This window comes from Terriglobia bacterium (assembly GCA_020072845.1).
Lineage (GTDB): Bacteria > Acidobacteriota > Terriglobia > Terriglobales > Acidobacteriaceae > JAIQGF01.
On record JAIQGF010000008.1, the window covers coordinates 75,023 to 91,918 of the forward strand.

Below are 16,896 nucleotides of genomic sequence, written 5' to 3' on the forward strand. Positions count from 1 at the left end.
TATCGGGCACTATATGAGCAGTAGGTATGGAAAAAAGAGCACCGGATTTCTCCGGTGTCCAGGCTCGTACTGTTCCCCAGGCACTGCCAAACTTGCTGTGTCTTCAGTCGGCATCAACCAAAGCAGGCTGCAATTCCACCCGCGATTGTTGCTTGACCGGAAATCGCTTCCTCAGCTCCTGCAGCGCTGAATACGCGAAGTAAGTACCGAGCAGGAGCATTTCCGGCTCGATGGCGTGACGATAACGCGGCTGGGCAAACATGAGGTAGTAGGTAATTGGATACAGCAGCAACAGCCAGAAATAGAGCCAACCACCGTCCACGCGCCATGCTACGGCCACGATTAGCCCGGCCAGCATCAATGCGGATAAAGGCCAATAAACCCACGGCCGCCAAGGCTCGATGAGCGGGTGTTCGTAGTCCAACGCCGTTCCCGTCCAGAACGCTTCGACTCGAGTGGCGCAAAGGCCCGCAAATTCCCGCGGGTACTGCTTCACGAAAGTGATGACCAGGTGCTTTTTGCTGGCCACGTAGGCGAGTTCTCCCATCCTCTTGTAATTGGCATATTCCCACTTGTTCTGAGTCGGATGCTTGCCGAACCAACCCGTGCCGTTGCTCCCGTGATAATTGCCGAGTGAGAGTTCGAATGGGGCATTATCGCGAATGAATACCCAGGTACCCAATACGACCCGATTCCTGATCAGCCATGGCGAAATCACAACTGCGAACACGACGGCTGACACCGCCGCGTGGCTAAACCAGCGTTCATGACGGCGCCACAACTTGAAGGTGGGATACAGTCCGGCGGCTGGAAGGAATGCCAATAAAGTGGGATTGGTGAGCGCTGCGATTCCCCACAGCAGGCCGAAACCAGCCCAGCGCTTCCCGCTGGCCTGTTTTCCAAGCTGCAGCGACTGCAAGAAAAGGACGCTGATCAGGAGCGCGGACGCACTCATCTCCCAGACCCAAGTGGTGGGCCAACGCATGAAGATAACGCCCGTTGCCCAGATCCAGCCAGACCAATAGCCCACCTTGCGGCCGACCGTCAGTTCGCCGATGCGGCAGATGGGAATGCAGGTGAGGGCGGAAAAAGCACTATTGATCAGCAGAATTACCACGCCAGATGCAAACGTGAAGCAGCCGAACCCCTTGAATACAAGGGCGCACATGGCAGGGTAGAGGGGCGCCAGCCAAGCCGTGGGACCCGTCGAGCCGCCAAAGGGAGACGAGAAGCCGTGTCCTGTCGCTAGCGAATATGCGACGGCGCCGGTTTCATATCCAAACTCAAAATGGAAATGAGGAGGCGCAAGCAGACTGTACGCACTAGGGAAGTCGTAATAGCGCAGCCAGACGATCAGGGCCAAACGCAGCGCCAACCCAACCAGTACCATCAACACCAGGGAATTGCCCAGACGGACACGATTTGCCCAGTCACGCATCGTTTCACTCTTCGCCCTGATAGATCGTTTCGGCGCGCTTCAAGTCCATGCCCAAAATAATAATGAGGAGCAGAAAAGTTTCTCCTGCTCCCCCTGGCTCGTACCCTCCCCCAGGTACTTCGCCAAACCTACGAATTCACGCTACTGCAGCGGGGAGCCAGTGGTACAGCCCGTGTCTCCCGTCGAGGTAATCTTTGTAGCGACATCGTAGCGGATCACGCCCGACTGATCAGAGCAGAAGTGCCGCTGACCGGTCTGGGAATTCTGCGGGTCGCCGTTGACCGCGTAACTGGGAACCACACCACCGGAGGCGGTGCCGGTGACCACGGCGAATACATAGCCGCTCTTGACGCTCGAAGCCAACACCGAGTCAATCAAGCCGCCGGCGGCGGAGGTGACGGTGCCGTCGGCTGATGGTCCCAACTGCGGCAAACCTCCAAAGCCCATGTTCGGGTAGGTAGAAGCATAGGTGACTTCCGCAGTGTTGATGGTGCGGATCGAACCGACCGCCGAAGCTTCGTTCGCGGCGATGCGCGAGCGCAGCAGGTTCGGGATGGCGATGGCGGCGATGATCAGAATGATCGCCACCACAATCAGCAGTTCGATCAGTGAGAAACCTTTTTGTTTGCGCATTTAGTTCAATCTCCTCTTCCAAATTCAAATGTCGGTTGTTCGGTCGCTGCACAATATGAAGCAAGTGAGTTGCCACAGCCTGTGAATGGCCGTACACAATCCGGTTCGTCCCTCGAATCCACTGATTCGCAAGCGTTTCAGTGTAACGAGCCGGATTTGTAAAGAATTGCCGGGAGCCGCCTGGGCCTGCCAGCGTGTGCCGTATGACAGTTTGTGTCACTCAGCATATCGCAGTTTGTCATTCGCGGGTGCCAGGTTGAGAAGAGTGCGCGACACATGAGACGCCGAAATGTCGGCTACAATGCAGTGACCAGCTCCTCAAAACTGGAATAGCTTCGGATGTCCACGCACCAAGGCGCCTTCACAAAACCGCGTTTGTCCACACCTCTGCTTTTGGGAATTGTGCTGGCCGCAACCTTCCTTGTATATGTCGGGACACTGCAGTTCGAATTTGTGTATGACGATCTGGGGCAGATCGTAGCCAATCCCGCGGTCCAGAGCTGGAAATATTTCCCGTTGTACTTCCGGGCCAACGTGTGGATGCAGCAACTGGCGGTCGGAAACTACTACCGGCCGCTGTTCCTTGGCTGGCTGTTGATGAACCACACCCTGTTCGGCCTGCATCCGGCGCTGTGGCACCTGACGACGGTGCTGGCGCACCTGGGAGTTACGGCGCTGGTCTTTGTGCTGGCGCTGCGGCTCACCCGCGACCGGCGGACCGCGATCGTCACCGCCTTGTTGTTCGGTTTGCATCCGGTGCATCTGGAGGCGGTGGCGTGGATCTCGGGCGTAACCGAGCCGTTGATGGCACTGTTGTTGATTCCGGCGTTTCTTGCCTACCTGAATTGGCGTGAGCGCGGGCGGCGTGCGCAGTGGTTGGTAGCGGCGCTGGCGCTGTACGCGCTGGCGTTGCTGTCGAAAGAGACGGCGGTGGTCCTGCCGGCGCTGGTATTCGCCTGCGAATGGCTGTATGCGCCCGGGGAGGAGCGGTGGAGCGCACGGCTGCGGGCATCGTTGATGGCGGCGGCGCCGTTTGTGCTGGTGACCGGGGCCTACCTGCTGGCGCGGGCGCAGGCGCTGCACGGGGTTGCGCACAAGACGGTCAACCTGCCGGGAAACACGGCGCTGCTGACCATCCCGTCGGCGTTGTGGTGGTACGTACGGCTGATGATGGCGCCCATCGGGCTGAGCGTGTTCTACGACACGCCGTATGTCACGCGCGTCAGCATGAGGTATTTCGTGTGGCCGCTGATCGGGGTAGTACTGGCCCTCGGAGTGCTGGTGTGGTGGTGGCGGAGATCGAAGTCGCCGCTGGTGGCGTTCGCGTCGTTGTGGGTGCTGCTGCCGATCCTTCCGCTGCTCAACCTGACGGTGCTGCCGATGGGCGACTTCATCCATGACCGGTACCTGTACCTGCCGTCGGTCGGGTGGGCGATGCTGGTGGCGATGGCGCTGGCGCAACTGGACACGCGGCAGATTTTGGGACGGCCTGCAGGACAGGTGGCGGCGTTGGGGCTGGCGTCGGTGATGGCGTTCGCCACGGTGGCGCAAAGCGTGCCATGGGCCAACGACCTGCTGCTCTATTATCACGGCATGGCGGTGGCGCCGAACAATGATCTGCCGCGCAATAAGTTGGCGGCGTCGCTGGTGCTGCGCGGCATGTACAACGAGGGAATCAAGCTGTACGAGGTGGTGCTGGCCGACGATCCCGATTACTGGTACGCGAATTACCGCATGGGTTACGCGCAGTACATGATCGGGCGCTATCCGGAGGCGGAGCGCTATCTGGCGCGTGCCACTGAACTGCACGGCACGCCTGATGAGTTTTATTACCTTGGCCTGGCACAGGAGAAGCAGGGCAAGTTGGATGGCGCCCAGGCCGCGCTGGAGCAGGCCCTCAAACTCGATCCCAGCCATTCCCAAGCGCAGCGGCAACTGGCCGAACTCCGCCAGAGGACCCATGGCGAGCGTCACTGAACCGGCCGTTCGCGAGCGCTGGGCGAGCTCGGACCTGGTGCTGCGGATGGCGCTGGTACTGGCGGCGGCGGCGTACGCGCGCACCATCACCTTCGATTTCGTCTTCGACGATCACCTGCAGATCGCGCTCAATCCCTGGATTCAGGCCTGGCGTTTCGTGCCGCATTACTTCACCGGGCACGTGTGGTCGTTCGAGCAGCCGGCCTGGGCAGGGAACTACTACCGACCGCTGTTCCTGCTGTGGCTGCGGGTGGTGAATTCCATGGTCGGCCTGACCCCCGGCTGGTGGCACCTGCTGACCATCGCCGCGCACTTGCTCGCCACCTGGATGGTGTACCGGCTTGGGGTTAAGCTTTTGCGCTCGCAACTGGCCGCAGCCCTGGCCGCGCTGCTGTTCGGCGTCAATCCAATCCACGTCGAGGCGGTCGCCTGGGTGTCGGGAATTCCCGAAATCCTGCTGGCCATATTCTGCATGGCATCGTTGCTTGCGTATCTGAACTGGCGTGAGCATCACAGTAAAACGCCCATATCTGCCAAGAGCGGGCAGATGTGGGGCACCGGCGCGTGGTGGATGGCGGCGTCGGTGGCTGGTTACGCGCTCGCCATGCTGGTGAAGGAAACCGGCGTGGTACTGGTGGTGATCATCGCGGCGCACGCATTCCTGTTCGACGAAGAAATGGGCTCGGGGGCGAGCGCGCGGCAGCGATCCCGCAACGCGATTCGCCTGATGCTGCCGTATGCGGTGGTCGCACTGGCGTATTTTGCGGCGCGATGGAGCGTGCTGCGCGGCGTAGTCAGCCCGCTGCATCATCGCCCGCTGGGAACGGTGTGGCTGAGTTGGCCGAAGCTACTGGCGTTTTACCTGCGGCAGTTGGTTTGGCCGTTCGGGCTGAGCGCGTATTACGACGTCGAGCTGGTGAAGGGAATCAGCTTCCACGACGTCATCCTGCCCGCGCTGCTGGTGGCGTGGATTGCCGCACTCTACGCCGTTGTTTTCCGCCGTTCCAAGCTGATGCTGCTGGCGGGCATGGCGATGCTGGCGCCGATCCTGCCGGCGGTGTACGGGGCAGTCGTGTTCCAGATGGGCGACTTCGTCCACGATCGCTATTTGTATCTGCCTTCGGTAGCGCTGGCGCTGGCGCTGGGCGGCGCCATCGGGCGCGCCCAAATCTCGCAGCGCATGCAGGTGGGGATAGGCATGGTTGCCGCGGTTGCCTTGGCCGTTTCCACCGCGGTCCAGTGCGCGCCCTGGGACAACGACTTGGCGCTGTTTACGCATGCGCGGCAGCACGCACCGCACAATGTCCGCGCCATGGAGGACCAGGCGGAAGCCTATGGCATCCTCGGCGACATGGAAAGCGCGCTGCGGGTGCAGCGCGAAGTCATCGAAGAGCAGCCAAATTACTGGGCAGGCCTGTGCAATTTGGGAATGTACTACTATCGCGTCGGGCGCTATCCCGAGGCCGAGCAGGCCCTGCTGCGCGCCATTGACCACTGGCCCGCCGGTATCAAGCCGATGAGCGCGAACCAATTTTACTTTCTCGGCATGTCGCGGCTGCAGATGCACCGGCCGCAAGAGGCCGAGGGGCCGCTGCGCCGGGCGGTCGAACTGCGGCCCGACGCTGCCGGGTATCACTATGCCCTGGGCGTGGTGCTGCGCCAGCAGGGCAAACAGGATGAGGCAGCGGTGCAATTCCGCGCCGAGGCCGCCAACCGCAAGCGCATTGACGAGCAGACGAAAGCCTTGGGACTAGACGTGGTGCAGTAGGTCAGGCCGCGAGCTGGTCGCGCGAAATCTTCAGTCCGTTCAAATTTCCCAGCACGGTCACCGCGATCGATTCCGTCTTGAAGAAGTCATTGGCGAGTTGGGTCAGGTCAGCCCTGGTGACCTTCTCGATGCTGTTCACGATCTCATCCAGGCCGATGAAGCGGTCGAAGTACATTTCCTGACGGGCCAGGTTGGACATGCGCGCCGTGGACGACTCCAGGCTGAGCATCAGGCTGCCTTTGAGCTGGTCCTTGGCGCGGCGCAACTCTTCCTCGGGGACGGCCTCCGCCTTCAAGTTGCGGAATTCGGCGACGATGCACTGAACGACTTTGGGCGCTGATTCGCGCGAGGTCCCCGCGTAGACGGAGAGGCAGCCGGTGTCGCGATACGGATTCAGCTCGCTGTAGATGGCGTAGGCCAGCCCTTGACGCTCGCGAATGTTCTGGAACAGGCGCGAGCTCATGCCGCCGCCCAGAATCGTGCTCAGGATATAGCCGGCGTAGCGGCGCTCGTGACCCACGGGATGCGATGGCACCCCGACGCAGATCTGCACCTGCTCCAGCGCCTTCTTGTTACGCAGGATGATGCGCGCGGAAATCTTGGGCACTGCCTGGAGAAATCCGTTTTTGCCCGCCTGCAACGGGGAGAATTTCTGCTTCACCAGGTCCACAAACCTTTCATGGTTCAGGTTCCCGGCCGCAGAGATGATCATGTTGTTGGGAATGAAGAAGCGCCGCCAGTAATTCAGCAGCGGCTCCTGCTCGAAGCGCCGCACCGTGTCCTTGGTTCCGAGGATGGGCTTGCCCAGCGGATGGTCCTTCCAGAAATTCTGGGTAAAGATTTCGTGGACGAGGTAGTCGGGGTTGTCCTCGTCCATCTTGATCTCTTCCAGGATCACGCCGCGCTCGCGGGCGATGTCCTTCATGTCGAAGACGGGGTTCAACACCAGGTCGCTGAGCACATCCATGGCGATGGGCAGGTGCTCGTCGAGGACTTTAATGTCGAAGGAGATGCACTCCTTGGCGGTGAAGGCGTCGAGATTCCCGCCGATGGAATCCACCTGCCGCGCGATGTCTTCCGCCGTGCGGGTGGTTGTGCCCTTGAAGAGCATGTGCTCGACAAAGTGGGAGATGCCGTTGAACTCCGGTTCTTCATGCCGCGATCCGGTCTTGATCCAAATGCCGATCGAGATGGAGCGGATGTGCTGCATCTCCTCGGTCAGCACAATCAGACCGTTGGGCAACACCTCGCGCCGGATGTTGCGGAGTTCTTCCACCATGATGGTTTCCCAGTGATCGGTACCCGCTTCCCGCGATTCCTCGGGAAGCCCCACCAGTTGATTCTTACACACCGCAGCCTGCCCTGCGCGAAAAGATTCCAATAACAAAATCAATGACTTAGGGACTCCCGGTCAAAGTGCCGGGAACCTGCGGCGGCTGCCCAGGGCGGGTACAATAGCTTCAGCCGCATAATGTGACACTGCGTTTGGATGCATGCGAGAGCGACCGCAAAAAGAACTTTTAGGCCTTGATCTTCAAGAGCTTACGGCTATCGCCGTGGAAGCCGGCCAGCCCGCCTATCGCGGCCGTCAGCTGTTCGAGGCCTTGTATCGGCAGCGGGTTGAAGCGGTCGACCAAATTACGACCCTGCCCAATTCGTTCCGCTCCGAGCTAACGAAAAATTATGCTTCCGGCCTGCCGCAGACCCAAAAAAAATTCATTTCCCTGGATGGGACCGTGCGCTACCTCATCGGCTTCGCCGATGGGCAGAGCGTGGAGACCGTCTGGATGCCGGAAGGCGACAACGGAGAGCAGGGCGATGGCAGCGAGGCAGGCGAGGAAGAGATGGGTGGCCCACCCTTGTCACGCGCAGTGGAGCATGCCCTGAGCGCAATTGAAGGAGCGCGACAGGGTGGGTTAGAACGCGGGTTCAAGCGCGCGACTATCTGCGTGTCCAGCCAGGCAGGCTGTGCCGTGAATTGCCAGTTCTGCATGACGGCGTTGCTTGGACTGCTGCGCAACCTGAGCGCCGGCGAAATTGTCGGCCAGATCCTGCGTGTGTTTCAGGACCAGAAGGTCTCGCCCGAGAGCGAACGCATCAACCTGGTTTTCATGGGCCAGGGCGAGCCGTTCCTCAATTACGAAAATTTCATGAAAGCGGTGCGCCTGCTGGCGGCCGGCGTCGGCATCCCGGAATCACGCATGACGGTCTCGACCGCCGGGATCGTGCCGCGCATCCGCGACTTCGGAGGAGAACAGGTCCGCCCGAAGCTGGCGATTTCGCTGAACGCCTCCAATGATGCCACGCGCGACCAGGTGATGCCGATCAACCGCAAGTGGAACCTGGCAACGGTGCTCACGGCCGCGCGCCAGTTTCCGCTCCGGCCACGCGAACGACTTACGTTCGAATATGTACTGCTGAACGGAGTCAACGACAGCGTGCAAAACGCGCGCGAGGTCGTCGCCCTCATCCGCGGCCTGAACGCCAAGGTCAACCTGATCGCACTCAACCCGGGGCCGGAGATTCCGTTCTCTACGCCGGAGGACGAGCGCGTCCACGCCTTCCAGCAGACGCTCATCCAGGCCGGCATCCCTACCTTTGTTCGTCGTCCGCGCGGACGCGACATCTACGCCGCGTGCGGACAGCTCAAGCGCGCCGAAGTTGTGCAGATTAGTGCGTAGGCAGTCGGGGCGAGAATTCTGTTGCGGATCGAACAGGTGATGCTCTTCCGAAAAACAGGTCAGATCTGCCTGGGTTTAGCGTAAGGCGCTGAACCAGTCGGACGGCAATAACGCCAGGCCCAAGGAGAACGCCACGTTCACCACCGCGATCGTGACGACTACCAGGGCGCGTGTGGGCGAATGGCGTTCCGGGAAAGCCAGCGTCGTGAACTTCACTACATTCAGTGCTACCCAGAGCGATACGATCGTCCAGGCAAGCCACGCGACACTCGGGTTGCGGGCAGTTAGCAACCCCGCGGGGGGAACAAGGATGAAGAGAACGAGGATGGCCCGCGCCGCAAGCCGACTTAGCCGGCCCGTGTTTCGCATCCCAAGCGCTCCTGATGAAAAGGCTTGTACCCAAGTCTGGGAGCCTGTAATCCACCTGGAAGAAATAAGCAGGGTCAGCCATCTCCAGCAAGCGGACCAGCCCGATGCCCTGCACCATACATCGGCGCAGGAGACAAGTGACCGCGATGCAATCCTTGTTCTGAATCTGGAACACACCTGGAAGGCGCAGAACTTCGGATTCGCAAGAGCAAGCCTGCGCGGTGATTGCCGGTCGCAGGTTGCGACGCTCGAATGCAGTGCCGTCGCCGCGGGTGTATCATGCCGCACCTGAAACTGACGCACGGAGGACGCTATGGCGCAGAAAGTTATCGAGGTCGTCGGCATTTCCAAGGAGAGCTTCGCGAAGGCGGCGGAGAACGCGGTTGCCGAAGCAGCGAAGACCATCCACGGGCTCAAGTGGGCGCGGGTCGCTGAATTCGAGATGGAACTCGACGGAAAGAAAATTACCCAGTTTCGCGCGACCACCAGAATTTATTTTGACGTCGAGCACTGAACAAGCAGCCTGGGAAGCTCACCTGATACGCTGGGACCGATGGACGTTCCCGCCGCGACTTATCGCCTGCGCGACTACCGGCCCGGCGACCTCCGCCGGCTCTGGGAAATTGATCAGCGGTGCTTTGCCCGCGGCATCGCCTACTCCCAGCGCGAACTCGCTCATTACATCGCGAAAGCGGGTGGGTTCACCGTCGTCGCTGAAACCGCCGCCTCGGCTGGAGACGAAACCATTCGCCCGCCACGCATCGTAGGCTTCCTGGTAGGACACGTCCTGCCGCGCGGCGTCGGGCATATTGTCACCATTGACGTGCTTCCGGAGGCCCGGCGCGCCGGCATCGGCTCATTGCTGATGGAGGAATGCGAGACACGGCTCCGCGCCGCCGAATGTAAGGCCGTCTTCCTGGAAACCGCGGTGGATAACGACACCGCGTTGCGTTTCTACAAGCGCCTCCGCTACTCGGTGCTGAAGACCATCCCGCGCTACTATCTCGACAGCATTGACGCGCTGCTGATGGGAAAAAAACTGTAAGGAAGCCACAAATTCGCAAGCGGCCGCGCGCAACCCGGCCCGGTACCTCTATACTTCTGTGGCTCAGGGTAGGCGTGCACCGCGGGCCGGCAAAGCAGGCGTGCAGCGCAGAAGCCTCCCGGAATCGACACCATGCGGATCGCAATTCAGGGCGAAACCGGATCGTTCAGCGACGAAGCCGCGCGCACTTTCCTGCCCGGCTGCTCGGTGGTGCCCTGTGTTACGTCGTCCGACGTTTTCGACCGGCTTGATTCCGGAGGCGCCGCCGCGGCCCTGGTTCCGATTGAGAACTCCCTCGCCGGGCCCGTCGCTCAGCATCTCGACCTGCTGCTGGCGCGCGACGCGTTTATCCAGCGCGAGTTTCGCCTGCGCATCCGCCACAACCTGATCGCCGCTCCCGGCGTGAAGTTGAAGGACGTGAGGCGCGTGTTTTCCCATCCTGTCGCGCTGGAGCAATGCCGCGATTTTTTCCGCCGCCACCGCCAGGCCCGCGCCGAATCGTTTTACGACACCGCGGGCAGCGTCCGGCACGTGGTGGGCGAAAACCTGCGTGACGCCGCCGCCATCGCGGGCAGCCGCGCCGCGGCCGTGTACCAGGGCCGCATCCTGCTGCGCGGCCTGGAAGACGACAAACTGAACTTCACCCGCTTTTTCCTCGTCAGCCGCTCCCGCCGCGTGCACCGCGCCGCCAACAAGACCTCGATCGCATTCGCCCTGAAAAACGCGCCCGGAGCTCTGTTCAAGGCGTTGAGCGTGTTCGCGCTGCGCGATATTGACCTGAGCAAGATCGAATCCCGCCCGTTCCGCGGCCGTCCGTTTGAATACGTGTTCTTTATCGACTATCTGCGCGCTGACGACGAGGCCGCGCGCAAGGCGCTGGCGCACCTGGCGGAGATCGCAGAATTCGTCAAGGTGCTCGGCATTTATCCGGCGGCGTAAATGCCAGCGGCGGAATGAAATGAAGAAGTCAGAATGAAGAATGACTCGGAAGGAACCAATCTTTGCCGCCGCGAGTTCTTCATTCTTAATTAACTGGAAGGACCAGAAAGGAGAAGCCCATGAGCCGGAAAAGCGCGCTGATCGTGCTGGTGTCCGTCCTTGCCTTGTTGTCTGAGGGGGCTGCCGCTCAACGGCAAACAGCGACCCCTCCGCCGGCAATCAAGGGCGAGCGTGCGATTGCGAGACACCACCGCCCAGCCAATGTGCTGGTTCGCCTACTGCTGCTGAGCGGCTCTGAGACCCCTGCCGGTGCCCAGCTCATGGATGATCTCTTAGAAGCGCACAAACAGGCCAGGCTCGATTTGGCCCGGAGTCTGCGGCTGGATGCATGGGAAGGCCTGCGGGTCGACGTGGAGACTCGGCACGTTTCTTGGCTTGAGAACGGTCACCAAGAAGAAGTCAGAGATGCCCCCAAAGACCCGGACAGCTTTGACTTCTTGGTGACGTGGGTTTGGGATCTGGCCGAGTCAACCTTTTACTTCCGTGCCGAAGGAATTGCGGGCTTCCAATCTAAGCAAATACGGGGTATTGAGACGTGGACAATCGAAAGAGTGTCGGATCCTTCCATCTTCCAGACTTGGGAAGCCTCGTATGAGGTGGAGAGCTATCAGATGGGGCCCTACATGAGCGGCAAGGCTGTGCGAAAACTGGCGCAAGAGGCAACGGAAAGGGTCATTGCGCCCAAGAGGACCCCGATTCTGGCCGGTGTGGTGGACTTTATTCAGCGCAACCGCGAGCTTGAACCGGGCGGAAGCCGCCCCAGCGCCCGTCCCGCGCCGAGGCAGGCCCGCGTGTTGGTCCGCGCGCTGGTAACTGGTGCGGGTGGTTCCCACTGGTTTGGCCTCGCCATCTCCGCGCTTGCAAGTGACCTAGGGTTGGTCAGCGGTCCCACACTGCGAGTAAGAGAAGAGCGAACGGTACGGCATGAGGGAGCGAAGTACCAAAAGCGCCCCGGTGAAGAGTGGGCCGTTGATCCCGGCAAGCTGGACTTCCTGGTGAACTGGAACCTGGAGTTCCTTGAACACCCCAAGGATCCGTCGGGAAGGTACAGGTTCACGGTGACAGATTCTTGGAGAGCGCAAAAGACATCCGATCCCTCAGTCAACAAGACTTGGACTGTCTCCTATGACTTGGCGTATGAGAGCTCGATATGGTACGACAGCCCGAAGCGCGCTCAGCTATCCCAGGAACAAGCAGAGAGAGTCATTGCACCCCTGCGCGGTCCGATTGTCAGGGAAGTAGTTGCCTTCATTGAAAGCAACTCGTCGAACGCACCCGCGCAGACACAGAAATAGACGCTAAAGCCTGCTCGGCTGGCGAGCATCTTCCTCGTGAACAAGAAGGATGGGGCCGTAATTCTTCATTCTGACTTCATGAGGTAATCTGCCGTCCGCGAGGTCAACCGATGAAAGCTGCCATCCTGATGTTCGCGGTGCTGATGGGATCGCTGGCGCTGGGCCAGGCGCAACCCGAGCCGAAACCCGCCGCGGAAACTCCCGCCGCAAATCCGGCCGACGTGAAGTCGATCGACAGCATTGTCGCGGCTTTGTACGACGTCATCTCCGGACCAGCGGGGCAGAAGCGCGACTGGAACCGATTCCGCTCACTATTCTGGCCGGGCGCGCACCTCATCCCGCTGGTCACGCCACCGGGAAAAACCGGTTACGCGGCGCGCGTGCTCAGCGTCGAGGACTACGTCACCCGCACCGACCCCTTCTTCGCCAAGGAAAGCTTCTACGAGAGCGCCGTCGCCAACCGTGTCGACCAGTGGGCGCAGATCGCGTCGGTGTTCAGCACCTACGAATCGCGCCACGCCAAGGGTGAGAAACCGTTTGCCCGCGGCATCAATAGCATCCAGGTCTTCAACGACGGCCAGCGTTGGTGGGTGCTGAACATCCTCTGGGAAAACGAATCCGAACAGAATCCGTTGCCGGAACGGATGCTGAGGCCGCCCGGTGGAAAGCAGTGAGCAACCGCTGGTTGTCGTTGGGACATGGACGATTGCGTCCGAAGATTGTCATGTTCCCCACGTAGATCTTCCCGGTGCCGGGTTCAGACCTCATGTGTGAGCATGCTGAAACGTAACCCCATAGCCGTCCTCGCACTGCTGGTTGCTCTTGCCATCGGCGCAGTTGCCGCGGACTCGCCGCACTATAGCGCGAGCGCCGGGCCGTATCGCGTCCTTACCGTAGATCAACTGGTGCTGCACGACGCGGCGCGCAACAAGGACCTGCCGCTCAAGATCTATTATCCCGAGGGCACAGGTCCGTTTCCCGTAATCGTGTTTTCGCACGGCCTGTACGGCTCGAAGGACGCCTATTGGGCGCTGGCGCAATACTGGGCGAGCTACGGCTACGCATGCATTCATCCCTCGCACGCCGACTCCCGGCAGGACAGGGGATATCACGGCACGCTGCGCCAAGCCATCGCCGATCCCGGCCTGTGGCGCAGCCGCCCGAAAGACATTTCCTTCATCATCGACTCGCTGCCGCAGATCGAACGTCTGGCGCCCACGCTAAAAGGGAAGTTGGACCGCAGCCGCATCGGGGTCGGAGGCCACTCCTACGGAGCCTATACGGCGGTCGCCATCGGCGGCGCCACGGTGCAGATGCCCGGCGGCAAGAGCCCGGTGAGCTTCGCCGATAAGCGCGTCCGCGCCATCGTAGTGCTCTCGCCGCAAGGCGAGGGCGAAATGGGGCTGACCTCGCAATCGTGGGAAAACATCCGCGTCCCCATGCTGGCAATGTACGGCTCGCGCGACTTCGGCACCCAGCGGCGTACGCCGACCTGGCGCAGCCAGCCTTTTTACGGAGCGCCGCCCGGCGATAAGTACGACGTGGAACTCGAAGGCGCCACGCACTTCACGTTTGTCGGCCCGATGCGGCAACGCGGGCTCCAGACCCCGCTGTTCCAGTGCGCCATGGTGGAGACCCTTGCCTTCTGGGACACTTACCTGAAGGACGACGAAGCGGCCAGGGAATATCTTGCATACGAAGGCTTGAAGAGCGTCTGCAAGGCCGCCCGCATGGATCGCAAGTAATCGCGAACCTGTGCAAATTTGGTAGGATAGAGATGGCCGCCGAAAAATGGCGGTTTTTTGTAGACCACTCGATCCTTCCTGTTGGCGCGGAGAGGTGCGTGAGTGGTTGAAACGATCCGCCTCGAAAGCGGACATACCTTGACGGGTATCGGGGGTTCGAATCCCTCCCTCTCCGCCAGATCTTTTCTTGTTGAAGGCGTTTCCCGATTGGCCGACTGGCAACAGTGAGAGGCCTAGGGGGCACGCAGAATACGGGCGGTATTCATCGAGGTCTCGCCGGACAAGGCTGGGGAGTACCGGTGGCGCTCGACAAAGCCACCGGGCCTGGAGCACGCTTCTTCGCGCGGCGTGCTTTGCTTCGCGTTCGAGCGTTGGTCACTGGGGTCAAAGCGGCAGGCGAAGATTTTGTAGTCGGTGCGGAGCGGACCGCTTGCTTTGGCGACGACTGGGCCGGTCGCGGTGGAGAAGGCGGAGCCGGCCACTCGATGATCCCGATCCGGCAGTCTCCGTTGTGTTGGAACTTGCCGCTTTCGAGCAGCCCCGCCACCAACGCCAATTCCCGTTGGTTCAGCACCTGATGGGGCAGCAGCTGGAAGTTGCGGAACGTCCACAGGAGGCGGATCCGCTCACCTAGCGAGGGACGCACATAGCGCAGGCCATTCTCGCTCTGGACCTCGAGCACTCCGTGACGGATTTTTTCTATCCACATAAGGCCACCTCACCCACACCTCGGGTTAGCGGCGAGAGCGGCGGCAACCCTGGTTCAGGTGCAGCTGAAATACCAAAGTTACCGGAGGTAGAAGCTGTCTAATCGGCCCAGTCTATAGGGGATAGAGACTCAAGATTGCGAAGGAATGTTACCAATCCCTGCCAGTGGCAAATTTTGTCAATCGAGGGTGACCAATTGTGGAGCCCCGTCAGGCCGGGAAGCCGCAGTGGACGCTTTAGAGTTGGGGTATTGTCGGTGCGCGACGACGGAATCAGGCGGTGGCGCCGTCTTGCCCGTGAGGCCACCTCCTGACTATCTAGAAATCCGCCGCAGGCCGCGTCGTGCTCGGTGACGGCGTTGACTATACCGCCATTCGCATTGGACGAGGCGAGGTGTTCTCTACTATCACCGCCGCGGAATATCGTTGCGCACCACCTCGCCACCCTTCATCACGAAGCGGACGTTTTCCAGCACCTTGACGTCGGTGAGTGGATCGCCGTCCACGGCGATCAGGTCGGCGTAGCGGCCTTTTTCCAGCGTCCCGACCTGGTCGCTCCAGCCGAGCAGGTCAGCGGCATGGATGGTGGCAGCCTGAATCGCATCCAGCGGCTTCATCCCCCACTCCACCATCTTGGCGAATTGCCGGGCATTGTCGCCGTGGGGATAGACGCCGGCATCGGTGCCGAAGGCCATCTTCGCTCCCGCCTGGAATGCCTTGCGGAAGTTCTCGCGCTGCAGCCGTCCGATCTGTCGTTCCTTTTCGATGGATTCCGGCAGCATCCCGGCCTTTTCGCCCATGGCGAGAATGTAGTCGTCGTTGTAAATGTCGAAGACAAGATACGTGCCATGCTCCTTCGCCAGCCGGATACCTTCGTCGTCAATCAGGCTGGAGTGCTCGATGGAGTCAATGCCGGCGCGGATGGCGTCGCGGATGGATTCGGCGCCGTGGGCGTGCGCGGCGACCTTGCGGCCGAGTTTGTGGGCTTCGGCGGCGATGGCCTGCATTTCCTCCAGCGTGTACTGCGGGGCGGCCGCCTGGTCACCCTTGCTGAGCACGCCGCCGGAAGCGCAGATCTTGATGACGTCGGCGCCGTACTTGATGACTTCGCGCACCTTCTGGCGCGCCGCCCAGGGGCCGTCGGCAACGCCTTCGGAGGTGCGGTGGTATTCGAAGGGCAGAAGATTGTCGTCACAATGGCCGCCGGTGATGCCGAGCGCAGGGCCGGAAACCATCATGCGCGGGCCTTCGACCTCGCCGGCATTCACAGCATCCCGCACGGCGACGTCGGTGAAGCCATCGGCGCCGACGTTGCGGACGGTGGTGAAGCCGGCACGCAACGTCACCCGGGCATTTCTCACGCCGATGGTGGCTTCGCGCGGAATGGAGATGCCCAATGCGCGGTAGCCGTGCGTCATCGCGTCGCTGGTGAGGTGCGTATGGACGTCAATCAACCCCGGCAGGCAGGTTGCCTTCGACAAATCGATTGCCGGCACGGATGGGCCGGCGGGTCCGACCGAAGTGATTACTCCTGTGCTGTCGTAGGCAACAAGCTGGTTGGTGAGCACGCGTCCGCTGCGCACGTCGAGCAAGCGGCCGCAGTGCACAGCGCCGGGGGCGACTTGAGCAGATGCGGCGCCGGTGAGCAGACTCAGGAGAAGAGCAGCGAGTCGAGTTTTCATAGCGCGAAGATTGTAACCGACGCGGGTCCGAGAATTCGGACAACACGAATTACCGGCGGGACCGAAAGAAGTCCTGCAGCAACTCCTGGCAGCGGGCGGCGAGCACCCCGCCGGTGACTTCCATCTGGTGGTTCAGTTGAGGATGGTTGAGAACGGAGATAACGGAGTGGACGGCGCCGGCCTTGGGATCATCAGCGCCATAGACCAGCCGCTTCAGACGCGCATGCACCAGCGCCCCGGCGCACATGGCGCAGGGTTCGATGGTGACAAACATTTCGCACTCGGGCAGGCGGTGGTTGGCAACCGCCCGGCCGGCTTCGCGGAGAGCGACAATTTCCGCGTGCGCGCTGGGATCGGAGTCGGCCAGATTGCGGTTGCAGCCGCGGCCGATGATTCTGCCATCGCAAACCACGATCGCCCCAACCGGCACTTCACCCAAGGCTTGGGCGCGAGCGGCTTCGCGCAGGGCTTGCTCCATGTATAGTTCGTCGGTCATTTGCAGAGCCTATTTCACCACAGAGGACACGGAGTGATTAAGCCATTAAGCGAATTTGGTG

The 16,896-nt window shown here is 61.1% G+C and carries 16 protein-coding genes and 1 tRNA gene; 10 read left to right on the forward strand and 7 right to left on the reverse strand.

The annotated features are described in order from the left end of the window. Positions 1–103: 103 nt before the first annotated feature. Both LAN70_07930 and LAN70_07935 read right to left on the reverse strand, forming a co-directional pair. Positions 104–1,438 carry a glycosyltransferase family 39 protein gene (locus LAN70_07930; protein MBZ5511086.1) on the reverse strand — a complete coding sequence of 445 codons (1,335 nt, stop codon included), beginning with the start codon at positions 1,436–1,438 and terminating at the stop codon, positions 104–106. A gap of 141 nt (positions 1,439–1,579) precedes the next feature. Continuing rightward, positions 1,580–2,071 carry a prepilin-type N-terminal cleavage/methylation domain-containing protein gene (locus LAN70_07935; protein ID MBZ5511087.1) on the reverse strand — a complete coding sequence of 164 codons (492 nt, stop codon included), beginning with the start codon at positions 2,069–2,071 and terminating at the stop codon, positions 1,580–1,582. Between the two features lie 375 nt (positions 2,072–2,446). On the opposite strand from LAN70_07935, the gene LAN70_07940 reads away from it, so the two are divergent. After that, positions 2,447–4,048 carry a tetratricopeptide repeat protein gene (locus LAN70_07940; protein MBZ5511088.1) on the forward strand — a complete coding sequence of 534 codons (1,602 nt, stop codon included), beginning with the start codon at positions 2,447–2,449 and terminating at the stop codon, positions 4,046–4,048. Beyond that, positions 4,032–5,816 (forward strand): tetratricopeptide repeat protein, encoded by a 1,785-nt coding sequence (locus LAN70_07945; GenBank protein ID MBZ5511089.1) that lies wholly within the window; start codon positions 4,032–4,034, stop codon positions 5,814–5,816. The genes LAN70_07940 and LAN70_07945 overlap by 17 nt, the downstream gene beginning before the upstream one ends. Before the next feature lies 1 nt (position 5,817). Here the strand turns inward: LAN70_07945 and LAN70_07950 are convergent, their stop codons facing one another. Further along, on the reverse strand, positions 5,818–7,095 hold the full coding sequence (locus tag LAN70_07950; GenBank protein ID MBZ5511090.1) for an insulinase family protein: 1,278 nt from the start codon (positions 7,093–7,095) through the stop codon (positions 5,818–5,820). A gap of 214 nt (positions 7,096–7,309) precedes the next feature. Between LAN70_07950 and rlmN the strand changes: the two genes are divergently transcribed. Continuing rightward, the gene (gene rlmN / locus LAN70_07955; GenBank protein ID MBZ5511091.1) at positions 7,310–8,497 is read left to right on the forward strand and encodes a 23S rRNA (adenine(2503)-C(2))-methyltransferase RlmN; all 1,188 of its coding nucleotides are present in this window, start codon (positions 7,310–7,312) and stop codon (positions 8,495–8,497) included. 75 nt (positions 8,498–8,572) lie between these two features. On the opposite strand, the gene LAN70_07960 is transcribed toward rlmN, so the two are convergent. Then, a complete protein-coding gene (locus LAN70_07960; GenBank protein ID MBZ5511092.1) occupies positions 8,573–8,713 on the reverse strand; it encodes a hypothetical protein in 141 nt (46 codons plus the stop codon). A 466-nt stretch (positions 8,714–9,179) separates the two neighbouring features. Between LAN70_07960 and LAN70_07965 the strand changes: the two genes are divergently transcribed. From LAN70_07965 to LAN70_07995, 7 genes are all read left to right on the forward strand, one after another. Then, complete coding sequence (locus LAN70_07965) at positions 9,180–9,380, forward strand: dodecin family protein (protein MBZ5511093.1); 201 nt, start codon at positions 9,180–9,182, stop codon at positions 9,378–9,380. A 39-nt stretch (positions 9,381–9,419) separates the two neighbouring features. Further along, entirely contained in the window at positions 9,420–9,911 is a 492-nt protein-coding gene (locus LAN70_07970) for a GNAT family N-acetyltransferase (GenBank protein MBZ5511094.1), read from the forward strand. Between the two features lie 132 nt (positions 9,912–10,043). Further along, complete coding sequence (pheA, locus tag LAN70_07975; GenBank protein ID MBZ5511095.1) at positions 10,044–10,850, forward strand: prephenate dehydratase; 807 nt, start codon at positions 10,044–10,046, stop codon at positions 10,848–10,850. Between the two features lie 119 nt (positions 10,851–10,969). Next, positions 10,970–12,205: a hypothetical protein gene (locus LAN70_07980; GenBank protein MBZ5511096.1), complete on the forward strand. Its 1,236-nt coding sequence runs from the start codon at positions 10,970–10,972 to the stop codon at positions 12,203–12,205. Between the two features lie 110 nt (positions 12,206–12,315). Beyond that, the gene (locus LAN70_07985) at positions 12,316–12,879 is read left to right on the forward strand and encodes a hypothetical protein (GenBank protein MBZ5511097.1); all 564 of its coding nucleotides are present in this window, start codon (positions 12,316–12,318) and stop codon (positions 12,877–12,879) included. Between the two features lie 102 nt (positions 12,880–12,981). Continuing rightward, positions 12,982–13,950, forward strand: a complete 969-nt coding sequence (locus LAN70_07990; protein ID MBZ5511098.1) for an alpha/beta fold hydrolase — start codon at positions 12,982–12,984, stop codon at positions 13,948–13,950. 88 nt (positions 13,951–14,038) lie between these two features. Then, positions 14,039–14,128 (forward strand) — tRNA-Ser (locus tag LAN70_07995). 55 nt (positions 14,129–14,183) lie between these two features. Here the strand turns inward: LAN70_07995 and LAN70_08000 are convergent. The 3 genes from LAN70_08000 to tadA all read right to left on the reverse strand — a co-directional run bounded on the left by LAN70_08000 (position 14,184) and on the right by tadA (position 16,835). Further along, positions 14,184–14,432, reverse strand: a complete 249-nt coding sequence (locus LAN70_08000) for a hypothetical protein (protein MBZ5511099.1) — start codon at positions 14,430–14,432, stop codon at positions 14,184–14,186. 632 nt (positions 14,433–15,064) lie between these two features. Beyond that, entirely contained in the window at positions 15,065–16,339 is a 1,275-nt protein-coding gene (locus LAN70_08005; protein MBZ5511100.1) for an amidohydrolase family protein, read from the reverse strand. Between the two features lie 49 nt (positions 16,340–16,388). Further along, positions 16,389–16,835 (reverse strand): tRNA adenosine(34) deaminase TadA, encoded by a 447-nt coding sequence (tadA, locus tag LAN70_08010; protein MBZ5511101.1) that lies wholly within the window; start codon positions 16,833–16,835, stop codon positions 16,389–16,391. Between the last annotated feature and the right edge of the window lie 61 nt (positions 16,836–16,896).